At 61.1% G+C, this 14,171-nt stretch carries 11 protein-coding genes; 1 reads left to right on the forward strand and 10 read right to left on the reverse strand.

Annotation, left to right across the window (positions count from 1 at the left end; translation table 11 throughout):
- Positions 1-3 precede the first annotated feature (3 nt).
- The 4 genes from DW180_RS08720 to DW180_RS08735 all read right to left on the reverse strand — a co-directional run bounded on the left by DW180_RS08720 (position 4) and on the right by DW180_RS08735 (position 6,123).
- The gene (locus DW180_RS08720) at positions 4-2,019 is read right to left on the reverse strand and encodes a heavy metal translocating P-type ATPase (protein WP_233545237.1); all 2,016 of its coding nucleotides are present in this window, start codon (positions 2,017-2,019) and stop codon (positions 4-6) included.
- 78 nt (positions 2,020-2,097) lie between these two features.
- Complete coding sequence (locus DW180_RS08725; protein WP_118238409.1) at positions 2,098-2,343, reverse strand: DUF6110 family protein; 246 nt, start codon at positions 2,341-2,343, stop codon at positions 2,098-2,100.
- A gap of 195 nt (positions 2,344-2,538) precedes the next feature.
- A complete protein-coding gene (locus DW180_RS08730) occupies positions 2,539-4,296 on the reverse strand; it encodes an ABC transporter ATP-binding protein (protein ID WP_118238410.1) in 1,758 nt (585 codons plus the stop codon).
- Positions 4,297-6,123 carry an ABC transporter ATP-binding protein gene (locus tag DW180_RS08735; protein ID WP_199569963.1) on the reverse strand — a complete coding sequence of 609 codons (1,827 nt, stop codon included), beginning with the start codon at positions 6,121-6,123 and terminating at the stop codon, positions 4,297-4,299.
- Positions 6,124-6,237: 114 nt separating this feature from the next.
- Between DW180_RS08735 and DW180_RS08740 the strand changes: the two genes are divergently transcribed.
- Positions 6,238-7,242, forward strand: coding sequence for a helix-turn-helix transcriptional regulator (locus DW180_RS08740; protein ID WP_118238411.1), 1,005 nt, complete (start codon positions 6,238-6,240; stop codon positions 7,240-7,242).
- Between the two features lie 223 nt (positions 7,243-7,465).
- Here DW180_RS08740 and gatB read toward each other — a convergent pair whose 3' ends face one another.
- The 6 genes from gatB to DW180_RS08770 all read right to left on the reverse strand — a co-directional run bounded on the left by gatB (position 7,466) and on the right by DW180_RS08770 (position 14,046).
- A complete protein-coding gene (gatB, locus tag DW180_RS08745; RefSeq protein ID WP_118238412.1) occupies positions 7,466-9,142 on the reverse strand; it encodes an Asp-tRNA(Asn)/Glu-tRNA(Gln) amidotransferase subunit GatB in 1,677 nt (558 codons plus the stop codon).
- The gene (gene gatA, locus DW180_RS08750) at positions 9,142-10,656 is read right to left on the reverse strand and encodes an Asp-tRNA(Asn)/Glu-tRNA(Gln) amidotransferase subunit GatA (RefSeq protein ID WP_118238413.1); all 1,515 of its coding nucleotides are present in this window, start codon (positions 10,654-10,656) and stop codon (positions 9,142-9,144) included. The genes gatB and gatA overlap by 1 nt, the downstream gene beginning before the upstream one ends.
- Positions 10,656-10,967 carry an Asp-tRNA(Asn)/Glu-tRNA(Gln) amidotransferase subunit GatC gene (gene gatC / locus DW180_RS08755; protein ID WP_055250987.1) on the reverse strand — a complete coding sequence of 104 codons (312 nt, stop codon included), beginning with the start codon at positions 10,965-10,967 and terminating at the stop codon, positions 10,656-10,658. The genes gatA and gatC overlap by 1 nt, the downstream gene beginning before the upstream one ends.
- A gap of 305 nt (positions 10,968-11,272) precedes the next feature.
- Positions 11,273-12,190, reverse strand: a complete 918-nt coding sequence (locus DW180_RS08760; RefSeq protein WP_158570975.1) for a class C sortase — start codon at positions 12,188-12,190, stop codon at positions 11,273-11,275.
- Between the two features lie 132 nt (positions 12,191-12,322).
- Entirely contained in the window at positions 12,323-13,096 is a 774-nt protein-coding gene (locus tag DW180_RS08765; RefSeq protein ID WP_118238415.1) for a hypothetical protein, read from the reverse strand.
- Complete coding sequence (locus tag DW180_RS08770; protein ID WP_118238416.1) at positions 13,078-14,046, reverse strand: MarR family transcriptional regulator; 969 nt, start codon at positions 14,044-14,046, stop codon at positions 13,078-13,080. Before DW180_RS08770 ends, DW180_RS08765 begins: the two co-directional genes overlap by 19 nt.
- Positions 14,047-14,171: the final 125 nt, after the last annotated feature.

The following is a 14,171-nucleotide window of genomic DNA, read 5'->3' on the forward strand; positions in this document are numbered from 1 at the left end:
CTGCTAACGCAGGTACGCTTTTGAGTTGCCCAAGCTATAGGCGATTGTCGAGCCGTTGTGCAGCAGTGACGACGTCTGCGGAGTGATCATGCCGGTAATGCCCAGCGCCAACAGCGCCGAGTTGGTGAGCATCACCTTGGAATACGAACTCGTCAGACGGTCGATAAGCCCCTGACTCATGCGGCGCAGGCGCACGATCGCGGCAAGATCCGTATCGGTCAGGATGATATCGGCGACCTCCTTGGCGATGTCGCTTCCGCCGCCCATGGCCAGACCCACATCGGCCAGGCCCAGCGCCGGCGAATCGTTGACGCCGTCGCCCACCATGGCAACGTGGTGCCCCTCGCGCTTAATCCGCTCCACATACGCGTACTTGTCCTCGGGCAGCAGCTCGGCCTTAAACTCGTCGACGCCCGCCTCTCGCGCAATGCGCTCGGCCGTGCGCTCGGAGTCGCCCGTGAGCATAACGACATGCTTGACGCCCAGCGCATGCAGGTCGGCGATGGCCTCACGGACCCCGGCCTTGAGCGGATCCTCGATGCCGAGCACGCCGACGACCTTGCCATCGACCGCCAGATACAGCGGCGACAGGCCCTGCATCTGGGACCCTATGCGCTCCTTAATGTCGGAATCGAGCTGCGCGCTCTCGTCCTCAAATACAAAGTGCGCGGAACCGATGATGGCGCGACGCCCCTCGATGGACGAAGCGATGCCGTGCGCCACGATGTACTCGACGGCGGCATGGCGCTCGCGGTGCTCGAGCCCGCGCTCACGGGCAGCGTTAACCACGGCGCGCGCCACCGGATGCGGGAAATGCTCCTCCAGGCAGGCAGAAAGGCGCAGGACCTCGTCCTCACTCCAGCCATCGGTGGTGAGCACGCAGGCAAGACGCGGCTGTGCCTCGGTGAGCGTGCCGGTCTTATCAAACACAATGGTGTCGGCCTTGGCAAACGACTCAAAGTACTTGGCGCCCTTGACCATGACGCCCATCTTGGCAGCATCGCTCATGGCAGTCATGACGGCAACGGAACCCGTGAGTTTGAGTGCGCACGAGTAGTCGACCATCAGTGCCGCCGAGGTCTTGATAAGGCTGCGCGTGGTAAGCGCGACCAGACCCGCAAGCAGGAAGTTCCACGGAACGATCTTGTTGGCGAGGTCTTCCATGTGCGACTGGCCCTCGGACTTGAGCGAGTCGGCCGTCTGCACGAGCGAGACGATCGAGCGCAGCTTGGTCTGCGCCGTGTTGGCGCGCACGCGCACCAAGATGCTGCCGTCTTCCACGACGGTACCGGCGAACACGTCGTCGCCCACGCTGCGCTCGACGGCCAGCGGCTCGCCGGTCAGGGTCGCCTGGTTGACCATAGCGCTCCCCTGCTCGACAACACCGTCGATGCAGATGGACATGCCAGTGCGCACGGCGACCAGATCGCCGGGCTCAAGCTCGGTGGCGGCAACGCTTACCTCGGTGTCACCAACCACTTTTTGCGCCTTGTCGGGCACATCGAGCAGCGAGTTGATGAGCTCGTTTTCGCTCATGGCGCGGGTGTAGTCCTCGAGCAGCTCGCCCACGTTGAGCAGGAACATCGTCTGGCCCGCGGTGTCGACGTCACGTTTGACAAACGAGATACCGATGGCCGAAGCGTCGAGCACGGGAACGGTCAGGCGCGGCTGCGCGAGCTCACGGAGGGCGGCGCGCAAAAATGCCATGTAACCGGCCACGACAAACACCGCACGCAGTGGCGTGGGCAAAAACCAGCGACGTGCGTAATGGGCACCGACGAGTGTCGCCAGGTCCATAACGAGTTTGTGCTTGCGCGGCTCAAGCTGCATCACGTAACCCGTCTTTGCGTCGGCAATGGCCTGAGCGTCGAGCGCACCGACGGCGGCCAGCACGGCATCGCGACGTGGCTCGTCGTATTCGAGCGCCATCTGGCCGATGCGGCCGTAGACGCACACCTTGCGCACACCGTCGATTTCGCCGCTGAGCTTTAGAAGCGCATCGAGATCGCTCTCTGGCACAGGACCCGCCAACTGAAGGCGGGTCCTGCCGGGGATCTCGCTGATAATCGAGAATCTCATAGTTTGTGCCTGGGAGCGCTACTCGGCTGCGTTGTCCGCGGTGGCCTCGCTCTGGGTGATGTAGGCCGCCTCGGCAACCATGTCGTCGACATTAGCCTTGGCCTGCTCGACCATGTCCTGGTAGCCGTTCTTGATACGCATGCCGCACGCGATACCCTGCACGCAGGCATTCTTTACCGGAGCGCTGGTGAGCAGCTTGATGCCGGCCGTACCGAGCAGAAAACCGCCACCGACAAGCAGGGTGTTAAACGTCGACTTCTTCATGTTGCTTCTCCCTTTTGCCGCATTGGACGCGGCATGGTGCCTCAGCACCCGAGTAAACAAGTTTGCTCGAGCACGCTTTTGAAATATCTCAATTTTATCTAACTATCTAGGTCAGCCATGGCTAACCTTTTGAAAATTAACGATGCGGAGTAACCGATTGTCAATGTGACAAAGGGACTGTCCCTTTGCCCCTTCTTACAACTGCCAGGTAGCTGCTTCCTTTTGCAGCGCCACCATGCGGGCGAATTCTCCACCTGCCGCCTTGAGTTGCGCCGGAGCGCCCTGCTCGGCTACCACGCCATCCTTGAGCACAACGATCTTGTCGGCATTTTCCACCGTGCGCATACGGTGGGCAATCACGATAACCGTCTTGCCTGCAAGCAGGCGGGAGAGCGCCTGCTGCACCACGGTCTCGTTCTCCACATCCAAGCTCGCCGTCGCTTCGTCCAGCAACACGATCGGCGCGTCTTTGAGCAGCGCACGGGCGATGGAGATACGCTGGCGCTCACCACCGGAGAGCTTGGAGCCGTTCTCGCCAATCATAGTGTCATATCCCTGCGGCATGCGGCTTACGAACTCGTCGCAGTTGGCGGCACGCGCGGCGGCAAGCACTTCCTCATCGGTGGCATCGCGACGGCCAAGACGAATGTTTCCCATCACCGTATCGTCAAAGAGCAGCACATCTTGGAACACAATGGCGTAGTCGCGCAGCAGCACCTCGGGGTCCACGTTCGCAACATCCACGCCACCCACGGTGACCGTGCCTTCGGTGGCGTCCCAAAAGCGCGCGGCCAGGCGGCTCACCGTGGACTTACCGGAGCCCGAAGGACCGACCAGCGCCGTGACCTCGCCCTCCTTGGCGGTAAAGCTCACGTCGGTCAAGACCTTCTCGCCGGCACGGCCGTCCTCGCCCGCACCATAGCTAAATGCCACGTGATCGAACACCACGTCATGGCCCACGGGCTCAAACTTCTCGCTGCCCCGCGCTATGGGTTCCTCCATGATGGAGCGCATGCGCTTGGCCGACGACTCGGCGGCAAACAGCTCGGTCATCAGCATCAGCGCCTGATCAAAGGGCGCATAGATGCGGCTCACCATAAGCAGGAAGGCAAACATCACCAAAAAGTCGACCTGGCCGGAGGCGACCATCGCGGCGCCCGTGACCAACGTAGTGGCAATCCCCAGGCGCAGGATGGCAAAAGCGGAATTGACCAAAAGCCCGCTAGCGAGCTCGCCTGTGGTGGTCTCGCGCTCCTCGGCGTCGATGACGGCATTGAGTCCCTCGAGATAATGGGCCTCCTGGTTGGTAGCGCGAATCTCGCGCACACAGTCGAGTGTCTCCTGGATCGCCTCGGTGACCTTGACCTTCTCGGCACGCACGCGGTCGAACACCGGGGCCATGGGGCCGCGCGTTAGATACAGCACGGCAAAGGCCACGGGCACGCTCCAGAACGCCGCTATCGCCAGCTGCCAGCAAAAGAACAGCGATGATATGAACACGATGGCGCTTGCGATGATGGCGCCCCAGAGCTCTCCCAGCACATGACTGTAAGCATGCTCCATGGTCTGAACGTCGCCCATGATGGTCTCGGTCAAATCGGCCAGATCACGACGACCAAAAAACGACAGCGGCAGTTTGCGCAAGCGCTCGGCGATCTCCATGCGCTGTTTGCCGCACTCCTCGTAAAAGATGCAGTACGTGTAATAGTACTGCTGCCAATTAGAGGCAAAGAGCAGCGCAAAAAAGATAACAAGACCACCCACAATGGGCAGTGCGCCCGGCAGATCGGCCCCGCTGGCAAGATGCTCGACAAAACCGGCCATGACCAGGAACAATAAGCCCATGCCGGCCATGGTAATGAGATTGGTGAGCGTGGTCCAGAAAATGCCGCGTTTTACGCCGGCGACGCCTTTATCGGATAGGAAATACTTCTTTTGGAATGAGGCGAACATTTAGGCCTCGCCTCCCTTCGTGACGGCGGCATCCGCGGTCGCTGCAGTGATTTTCCAGCTCGCGGCCTGTTCGTATTCAGCCCACATCTTGGCGTATAGACCCTTTTGGGACAGCAGCTCGGCATGGGTGCCGGCCTCCTGCACGCTACCTTGGTTGAGCACCACGATCTTGTCGGCCCCCACCACGGTCGAAAGCCGGTGCGCGATCATAATGACCGTGCGACCCGCCGCCAGCTTGCTAAAGGCGCGCTGGATGAGCGCCTCGTTCTCGGGGTCGGCAAACGCCGTGGCCTCATCGAGCACCACGATAGGCGCGTCTTTAAGGATCGCGCGGGCGAGTGCCACGCGCTGGACCTCGCCGCCCGAAAGATATGCTCCGCCGGGGCCGAGCATGGTATTGATGCCCTGTGGAAGCTTGGCCACGATATCGTCGCACTGGGCCGCGGAGAGGGCCGCGCGCACTTCGTCGTCAGTGGCCGTGGGCTTGGAGGCGCGCACGTTGTCGGCAAGTGTTTGTCGGAACAGCTGGTTGGTCTGAAACACGAAGGCAACCTGGTCCATAAGCTCGTGGGGATCCATGTCGCGAACGTCTACGCCGCCTACGAGCACGCGACCCGCGGAAACATCCCAAAAACGCGGGATCAGGCTTGCGCAGGTTGACTTACCGCCGCCCGAGGGACCAACCAACGCAAGGGTGCTACCTGCGGGAACGCTAAAGCTCACATGATCGACGGCAGGCGCTTCGGCACCCTCGTAGGTAAAGCTCACGTCCTCAAAGCGCACATCGCTACCAACAGGATGCTTGGGCTGGGCAGGCACGGAGAGCTGCTTGGAATCCATAACGCTTCGGATACGCGCCAGCGAATCGGCACTCATCTGAGACGCCTCGCCCACAAACATAAGCTTGGTCATGGCCGTCGGCACCACGGCCGAAAAGATCGCGTAAAACGTGAAGTTGGTCATAAAGCGTGCAAAGTCCGTCTCGCCCGGCACCAACAGCAACGCCACGGGCAAAAGGAATGCCACAAGACCATTGAGCGCGGTAAGGTTGAGCACCTGTGGACCTCGGCAGAACGTGCCCGCATAGCTTTGCGCCATGTCGGCGTATTCGGCGATCGCATCGTGGAAGGCCTTAAAGGAGTAGACCGTCTGCTGGAATACCTTGACCACGGGGATACCGCGTACGTATTCGGTGCCGGTCTTGTTCATCTTGACCAGCGCGCCCATGTAGGCCTTCATAAACTCGCCGCCCTTGCCGCCCATCATGGCGGCCATGGCGCCAAGCGAAACGACGACCGAGATAAGGCATGCCGCGCCCAAGCGCCAATCGAGGGCGAAAAGCAGCACGAGCAGACCTGCGACCATGGCGGTGGCGCCGGCGATATCGGGCAGCATGTGCGCGAGCAGTGTCTCGGTTGAGGCGGCGCATCCGTCTACGATACGGCGCAGCTCACCGGTGGCGTGCGTGTCAAAGTAGCCGAGCGGCAGCTTAAGCAGATGCTCGCTCGTAGCCTTGCGGATATTGGACGCGCAACGAAACGCGGATAGGTGTGTGCACATGAGCCCCACGAAATAAATCACGATGCTCACCAGGGCAAAACCGACGGCCCACCAACCATACATCGCGATATCGCAGGCTTCGCTCCAGTTAGGTGCCACGGCGATCAGATCGCGCGCGACAAGCCAAATGCACACGTACGGGCCAAAGCTCAGCAGCTGCGAGAGCGCCGAGAGGGCCATGCCCAAATATGTTAGGAATTTACGGTCGCCGGCATATGCAAGCAGCTCGCCGATACCGCCGCCTTCCTTTTTTGATCCCTTTGCCATGAGATTCCTTTCTAACGGCTTGAGAGTTAACCGTAATGAACTTATCATTGATGTGTTAGCCATGGCTCACAATCGAGCTAGGCGTGGACGTTTCTGCAAAGGAAAGGGACGCTTTTGCAAATACGGCGGGCAGCGACCGACATAACCGAGCTCTACGCACCGCAGTTTGAGCAGTTTGGCCTGGAGCTTACCGGCAAGGGCGCCGTCTTTACCGGCGAGGTGGCAAACGATCGGGCGCACGGACGCGCATGGATCATGCCTCTCTCCCCCGCCTGCATCGTTATGGAGCATTTCATTACCCCGATGCACGATATGTACCTGGCCGAATACACACCCGAACCGTACGCCTGCGTGAGCGAGGTCAGCGCGCCCACACTTATATGCATGCCCGAGGCTGGCATAACGCCTGCGAACCTTAAACCCTTGCATGGACCGTGGCCGAACAGCGCGGTGTGCAGCTTTATCCAAGATATCTGCGGCGAGGAACTAAGTCCGCTGTTTGCAGGGCAGCTTTATCACTCGCGCTCGGTGCTCTTTTTGCCCGGGTATTTTGACGAGCTGGAGCATCGGTATCCCACTGAGTTCGCGGGAGTCTTTGAGGCGTTTGCCGAGTCGTGGCACGAGGAGGCGACGTCTGCCATCTGCCACACGCTGCGCCGGATTAACGAGGACCGCGCCCGCACCGTAGGCGGACACGTCTATATGCAAGGCATCGTGGAGACCATGGTCGCGGAGCTCGCCTGTTCGCGCGCGGCCCACAAGCAGGCGCGGCGGGCGGCAGACACACGCGCCAGCGTGACCATTGCCGAGGAGGCGACGAGCCTTGTAGAACACTCGCTCGACAAGGGCAAACATGTGGGTATCAACGAGGTGGCCGAGAGGCTCTACACAAGCCGCTCCAAGCTATGCGCCACCTTTAAGGCCCAAACTGGCGAGTCCCTGGGCGCCTACATCCGCAGACGCCGTATGGAGCGAGCACAGGACCTTTTGGCCGATAGCGCGCTCACGATAGCGCAGGTGGCAGAGCGTCTCGGCTACCCTCAGCAGGCCGCCTTCGCCCAAGCCTTCAAGCAACACACCGGCACCACCCCCACCGCTTGGCGCTCCCAACATATATAAAGAATGAAGGCGCCAACGGCACCCTCATTCACCAAATTCCATTCAGCCCCGCCTGACCCGAACGGCCGAGTCGTTGCAGGACCCGGGAGCCCCGGCAGGGCGGGTGCTTGCTCAAAATGAGTTCCGCACGCAAAGAAGGCCACTTAATGTGGCCTTCGTCTTGCGCAGGACTGTTTGAAATTTTGAGGAAGCACCCGCCCTGCCGGGGCTCCCGGGTTCCCGCTTACGAGAGCGACGTTCTCAGCAACTCGTTGAAGAGCTTCGGGTTGCCCTTGCCGCGGCTTGCCTTCATGCACTGACCCACCAAAAAGCCGATGACCTTCTGGTTGCCGTCACGATACTGCTGTGCCTGCTCGGCACAGTTTGCCAACACCTCGTCCACGATCGGCTGCAACGCGCCGGCATCGCTCACCTGACGCATACCGCGCTCGTCGACAATCTTGTTGGGGTCGTCGCCGGTCTGGGCCATGGCCTCAAAGACCTCGTGTGCCTGGTTGGAGCTGATGGCATCGGTCGCCAGCAGCTTGGCGAGGGCTGCCACCTGAGCCGGTGCAATACCGGACTCGGCCAGCGAGACGCCCGCACCCTTAAGGTAGGCGATCATCTCGTTGACCAGCAAGTTTGCAACCGTCTGGGCTTCCTTGCCAGCCATACCGGCAGCGGCCGCCTCAAAGAAATCGGCAAACTCCGGGTCGCCGGCGATCTGCTCGGCATCGGCCGCCTTAATGCCAAAGTCGGCCTCAAAGCGGGCGCGCTTGGCATCGGGCAGCTCGGGAATCTCACCACGGCAGCGGTCGATGAATTCGTCGTCCAGATCGAACGGCGCCAGGTCGGGATCGGGGAACAGGCGGTAGTCGTCAGCCGTCTCCTTGACGCGCATGACCACGGTGCGCTTGCGGCTGGGCTCCCAGTGGCGGGTCTCCTGGTAGATGATGCCGCCCTCCTCGAGCACTTCGGCCTGGCGGCAGATCTCGTAGGCAAGGCCGTCGTGCAGGCTCTTAAACGAGTTGAGGTTCTTGAGCTCGGTCTTGGTACCCAGCTTGGTCTCGCCGCGGCGGCGCAGCGACACGTTGCCGTCGCAGCGCATGGAGCCCTTCTCCATGGAGCAATCCGAAATGCCCAGCGTCACAAAGATGCGACGGAGCTTTTCCATAAACAGGCGCGCTTCCTCGGGCGTGCGCAGATCGGGCTCGGTGACAAGCTCAATGAGCGGCGTGCCGCAGCGGTTGTAGTCGACGAGCGACTCGGCAGCGGCGGTAATGCGGCCCTCGGCACCGCCCACGTGGACCATCTTGGCGGCGTCCTCCTCCATGTGGATGCGCAGGATGCGAATGGGCACCGTGTAAGAACCGTCCTCGCGGCGCTCGGGCATCTGCAGGTTGGACGCATCATAGCTGGCCAGATGACCGGCGCGCTGATTGCCCTCGCGCATGGTCGACGTCATGGACGTGGACAGGCCCTCGGCGTTGGCCGAGGCGCTCGCCAGGCTCTGGGCCTCGGCCTCGCCAAACGCGCAGTCGGGGCGCTCGGCGGCACCGCGACCGGTCACGTCCAGGTCCAGGTGACCGTACATGGCAAAAGCGACCGGACCCTGCGTAGTCTGGAAGTTCTTGGCCATATCGGGATAGAAGTAGTGCTTGCGGTAGAACATCGAGTGGCGCTGAATCTCGCAGTTGGTGGCGAGGCCGGCCTTGACGATGCTCTCGATGGCGCGCTTGTTGGGCACCGGCAGGGCGCCGGGCAGGCCCAGGCACACCGGGCACACGTTGGCGTTGGGCTCGTCATCGTGGCTGAGCTTGCAGTTGCAGAACATCTTGGTATCGAGTGCGGTGAGCTCGGTATGGATCTCCAGGCCGATCACGGCCTCCCAATCCTGCAGGACCTCGGAAAGCTCCTTCATTACAGCTCGCCTCCCTTCCCGGCAAAATCGGGCGCGACAGAAAGCGCGGGCGCACCCGTGGCGGCATCGGCAAAGCCGCGCTCCAGGGCGCGGGCAAACGTGAGCAGCTGACGGTCCTTAAAGGCAGGCCCCACCAGCTGAGCAGATACGGGCAGTTTGCTGTCCTCGCCCAGGCCCAGCGGCACCGAGATACCACCGTTGCCGCAAATGTTGAGCGAGATGGTGTACAGGTCCGAAAGGTACATCTGTGTGGGGTCGCTGATCTCGCCAAACTTAAAGGCCGTGCGCGGCGAGGCGGGCATGAGGATGGTATCCACCTTGGCATACGCGGCGTCGTAGTCCTGCGTGATGAGCGTGCGGGCCTTCTGCGCGGCGTAGTAATACTTGTCGTACACGCCCGAGCTCAGCAGGTAGGCGCCGAGCATCTGACGGCGCTTGGCCTCGGCGCCAAAGCCGTGGGCGCGCGAAAGCGAGCTCTGGTCGGACAGGTTGGCGCAGCCCTCCTCCTGATAGCCGTAGCGAATGCCGTCGAAGCGGGCCAAGTTGGAGAACGCCTCGGCCGGGCCGATGACGTAGTAGGCGGCGATGGCGGCGTCCAGGTGCGGCAGGTCGACCTCGACCAGCTCGGCGCCCTGGTTCTGCAGCTCCTGGGCGGCGCGCTGAACAGCGGCCTTGACCTCGGGCGTCAGGCCCTCAGCCTCCATAAACGCGGGGATGACGCCCACGCGTTTGCCCTCGATGCTGTCGTTGAGATGCTCGGTAAAGTCGACGGCGCAATCCTGGCTGGTGCAGTCGTACGGATCGTGGCCCGCGCCGGTAAGCGCGTTCATAGCCAGCGCGACGTCCTCGACCGTGCGGCCAAAGGGGCCCACCTGGTCGAGCGACGAGCCAAAGGCAACCACGCCGTAACGGCTCACTGCGCCATACGTGGGCTTAAAGCCCACCACGCCGCACAGCGACGCCGGCTGGCGAATGGAGCCACCGGTGTCCGAGCCCAGCGAGAGCGCGACCTCGCCCGCGGCGACGGCTGCAGCGGAGCCGCCCGAAGAGCCGCCGGGCACGCGCTCGGTATCCCAGGGGTTGTTGGTGCGGTGGAACGCCGAGCTCTCGGTGGAGCTGCCAAAGGCAAACTCGTCCATGTTGGCCTTACCCATGGGCAGGCAGCCGGCGTCGAGCATGCGCTGGACGCAGGTGGCGGTGTAGACGCTCTGGTAGTTCTCGAGCATGCGGGAAGCGCAGGTGGTGCGCGTGCCCACGAGGTTCATGTTGTCCTTGATGGCCAGCGGCACGCCCGCGAGCGGGGGCAGCGGCTTGCCTGCGGCACGGTCGGCATCCACGCGCGCGGCGGCCTCGAGCGCAAGCTCGGGCGACACCTGCAGGAATGCCTGGACCCCGCCCTCGCGCGCCTCAATGGCGGCGAGAGAGGCCTGGGCCACCTCGGTAGCGGTAAAGTCGCCGGCGGCAACGCCCGCGGCGATCTGGGCGGCGGTAAGGGAATCGAAGCTCTGCGCCATTACTCGCTCTCCCCCTCTCCCAAAATGGACGGCACGCGGAAGTAGCGGTCGCGCGCGCTGCCGGCGTTTTCGAGCGCAACGTCGAGCGGCAGGTCGCGCTCGGGCTCGCGCAGGTCGTCGCCCATCACGTTGGACAGGCTTCCGATGGGATGGAACGTGGGCTCCACGTCGGGCAAGTCATATTGCAGGACGGGCTCGAGCATCTGGACGGCGTCGTTCATGTAGGACGTCATCTGGGTGAGCTCGTCATCGGTCAGTGCGATCTTTGCGTACTCGGCGATGCCGCGCACGTCTTTCTCGCTGAGTGCCATAGGCGCTCCCTTCCGCATAACAGTTAAACCGCTCTAGTATACAAGGCAACGCCGGCTTGGAGCAGGCGCTTTACCCAAATGCAGCGAAAACGTAACGAGGACGGCGGACTGGCAGGCGGCGGGCTGGCGGTTCTGCAGCGAAACCGCACCGTCCATAGCGAAAACCGTCTCGCCCACAACGAAAAGCATCACAACATTCGATGTTTTTCGTCAAAATCGCGATTTTCATCGAATGTTGTGATGGTTTGGAAGTCCCGACCACCACAAAGGTGCCTGTCCCCATTGTGGTGGTTCTGAAGAATGTCTTATGCCGAGGCCTTGGCCTTGCGGCGCTTGCGGACCGCGTGAATCACGATGTCCAGCAGCAACAGCACAATGGCCACGACCACAATGAGCACGGCAAACTCGCGCTTGCCCCAGTGGCGGCCGGCCAGCGACTTTTGCTTGTCGACGTCCTTCTTGTTGTACTTGGTGCGCACGCAATGCACCAGCAGGCGATGGTCGTTCACGCCGTAGGGTGTGCAGGTGACGAGCGTCACCTTGTCGGCGCCCGGCTCGATGGTCAGCGACTCCATCTCCTCGGGCAGCACGACCTCGGAGTCCACCATCTTATAGGCGAGCGTCTTGTTCATGGTGTGCAGCAGCACCAGGTCGCCCGGCTCCAACGAATGGATGTCGTCGAACATGCTCAGGTTGCGCATGCCCGAGTGCGCGGTGAGCACGCAATGCGTCGAGGTGCCGCCCACCGGCAGGCTCGTGCCCTCTAGGTGGCCGACGCCCGCCATAAGGACCTCCTCGCTCGTGCCGTGGTAGATAGGCATGCTCACGTCAATGGAGGGAATCTCGACCCAGCTCATCATGGGGTCGCGGTCAAAGATGAGCTGCTGGGCGTAGGGCTCAATCTGGTCGGCGGGAAGCTCGGTGGCCTCGCCGGCAAGTTGCTCGTTATAAGAGCGCGCCTGGAGCAAGATGCGCTCGCGCTCCTCCTCCGAGAGCGCATCCACGGTGCTAGACACGGTGCTGATCTGGTTGAACACGCCCGAGGCCTCGAGCCGGTCCAAGATCCACGGCCAGGTCATAAGGCCCACGCCAATAAGGATGATAACGATGGTGATGAGCCGGTCGGCCCAACGCGGCAGTCGCTTGCGACGGCGCTTAGGCTTTGGTTGAGGTTTGGGCTGAGGGCTTGAGCCGCCGTTGTCCGCGGCGTTACTGCTCTTCATATGTTTGGCGCCCTGCACCATCGCCGGTCACTCCTCTACAACTCAAGTTGTCTGAACAAATAATAGCCGATTAGCGAGCTCGTACGCCGGACAACGCAGCTAGACTGCACCGTCCGGGCCACGTAACCCCACTCAACCAATCAAGCCATATGTTGCTTTCATCGTCTCGAGCAACTGCACCATCGTTACGCCCGCAACCCCGATCTGTTTCAGATTGACGTCGCCTACCTCACAATCTTTGACAAACGCAAGCATATCGTCCTTCAGTTCTCCGCCCAGGTCGACACCTTCCGACTCGCCAAGCAGCTGAGCAAGCCTCAGCGCATCGCGTTTATGCTTTTTTACCTTCCTCGAATCAACGTTCTCCCCCGCTTCCCTTCTAGCTTTTAGGTCGAGATACGCCTTCGCTTTGAATGGGACAATGTATTCCGTACCCAGAACCGAAACGCCGCCTACGGTCCGAATTCCCTGAAGGAACAAGCTGTAGTAAGCATCGTCCAACAAAATTGCCGACAGACTGCTTATGTTTTCATCAACGTGAATTGGCACCACATCAATCCCCTCACGACCCTTTAGAAAGTCGGGGCACTTCGCGAAGAGTTCGATCATATGGGGGTAACCCGGCCTCTTAGGCTCTGTAAACCGATAAAAACATGAGCCTTTACCTTCACCCCAGCCGCAGCGGTAGCCGCCATCACGCACCAAAGTCCATATGGCTTCCGCCGTCTGAGGCAACCGGTCATCGGCGACAATTACCACATCAAAATCGTGAGTCGCCCTGAACGAAAGCCCCGCCTCCGCGAGCAAAATGTCGCATGCCGTGCCGCCGATAAGGGCATACGATCCTGCAGCTTCTTGCATATGCTGCTGAAATTCTTGGAGACCTTCTACAGCGCTTCTTGCCATGGATATTCCTTTCCAAACATGCGATCGACTTCGAGCTGAATTCGCTCATCGTCGATTGCCGCCAAAGATAGCGCAAGCGAAATGTCGTCGACACGGGAGGAGCCGGCAAACACGGGCGCATAGCGCCACACTTGGATTATCGCCGTTTCGTTATCCGGCAACTCCCCGTCTGCGACTTCGAGGTCGCTCAGTTGACGCCATGCACTTCTTAAGACGGCCTTTTGTTCCATGCCCGGCGCAGCGAGCATCGAACGCGCAGCGAGCGCCGTCTCCCCGGCGTCAACAAGATAGTCGATCTGCTGCGTCTTCCTTGCAAAAAAGACATTCGAGACAGGCGAGGAGAGCTCTGCCATGTGCTCGCTGAGCAGAAGATCAACGGCAGCAGGGAACACGAAGACACGTCGCTCGCGACGCTCGCGTCTCGCGAGCCCCCTGTCAACAAGCTCGGTTATGGCCTCACTCGCGCGGCTTGCCGAGATCCCAAGCGCACGACAAAGGTCATAGGGACGATATGGCTCCTGGGCTGCTCCCCAGATTGCGGCAGCCTGCGCGTTGGGTGACATCTTGGTCGCGTGATTGCGAAACCGGACACTGCCCCTCTCCGTACAGGCCGTGCCCATAAATGGAAGAAAAGCCTGTCTGCCGGGGCAAACAAACGGAATCCCTTGTGCGACCAATGCTTTGCGCTGACGTGCATCGGCATCAGGAAACGAAACGACAACAGGAGTCTCCGCACGCAAGGCTAGCTGACTATAGACCCTCTTAGCCTCGGGAAGCCCGACGCCAGTAGGCAAACTTGCAAGCAAAAACGAAAAACCGTTTGCGTCAACAGCGCGGACCTCAATCGCCCGCAGATACAGCGGCAAGCGTGCGGATCCAGGCCAAGTTCTGGCCTTGGCGGAGAGGCCTAGTGCTTCTTGTAAGTAGATTAGCGCTTCGTTCATTTCCATTATTTTCGTTCGATTCCAGTTTATATTGGAATTATACATAATTTTCGGAATTAACGAGATTCCGTTCGCGCCTAAGCCGGTTGATTTCCGATCTCAGCCGAACACATTGAGCAAATAGGCCATTC

The sequence above is a fragment of the Collinsella sp. AM16-21 genome (assembly GCF_003471905.1).
Classification (GTDB): Bacteria; Actinomycetota; Coriobacteriia; order Coriobacteriales; family Coriobacteriaceae; genus Collinsella.

What these genes read in the sequence shown, in the direction of transcription:
- DW180_RS08730 (WP_118238410.1), bottom strand. Translation starts at nt 4,296, where the DNA reads ATGTTCGCCTCATTCCAAAAGAAGTATTTCCTATCCGATAAAGGCGTC.
- DW180_RS08725 (WP_118238409.1), bottom strand. Translation starts at nt 2,343, where the DNA reads ATGAAGAAGTCGACGTTTAACACCCTGCTTGTCGGTGGCGGTTTTCTG.
- DW180_RS08735 (WP_199569963.1), bottom strand. Translation starts at nt 6,123, where the DNA reads ATGGCAAAGGGATCAAAAAAGGAAGGCGGCGGTATCGGCGAGCTGCTT.
- gatC (WP_055250987.1), bottom strand. Translation starts at nt 10,967, where the DNA reads ATGGCACTCAGCGAGAAAGACGTGCGCGGCATCGCCGAGTACGCAAAG.
- DW180_RS08765 (WP_118238415.1), bottom strand. Translation starts at nt 13,096, where the DNA reads ATGGCAAGAAGCGCTGTAGAAGGTCTCCAAGAATTTCAGCAGCATATG.
- DW180_RS08760 (WP_158570975.1), bottom strand. Translation starts at nt 12,190, where the DNA reads ATGAAGAGCAGTAACGCCGCGGACAACGGCGGCTCAAGCCCTCAGCCC.
- gatA (WP_118238413.1), bottom strand. Translation starts at nt 10,656, where the DNA reads ATGGCGCAGAGCTTCGATTCCCTTACCGCCGCCCAGATCGCCGCGGGC.
- DW180_RS08770 (WP_118238416.1), bottom strand. Translation starts at nt 14,046, where the DNA reads ATGGAAATGAACGAAGCGCTAATCTACTTACAAGAAGCACTAGGCCTC.
- gatB (WP_118238412.1), bottom strand. Translation starts at nt 9,142, where the DNA reads ATGAAGGAGCTTTCCGAGGTCCTGCAGGATTGGGAGGCCGTGATCGGC.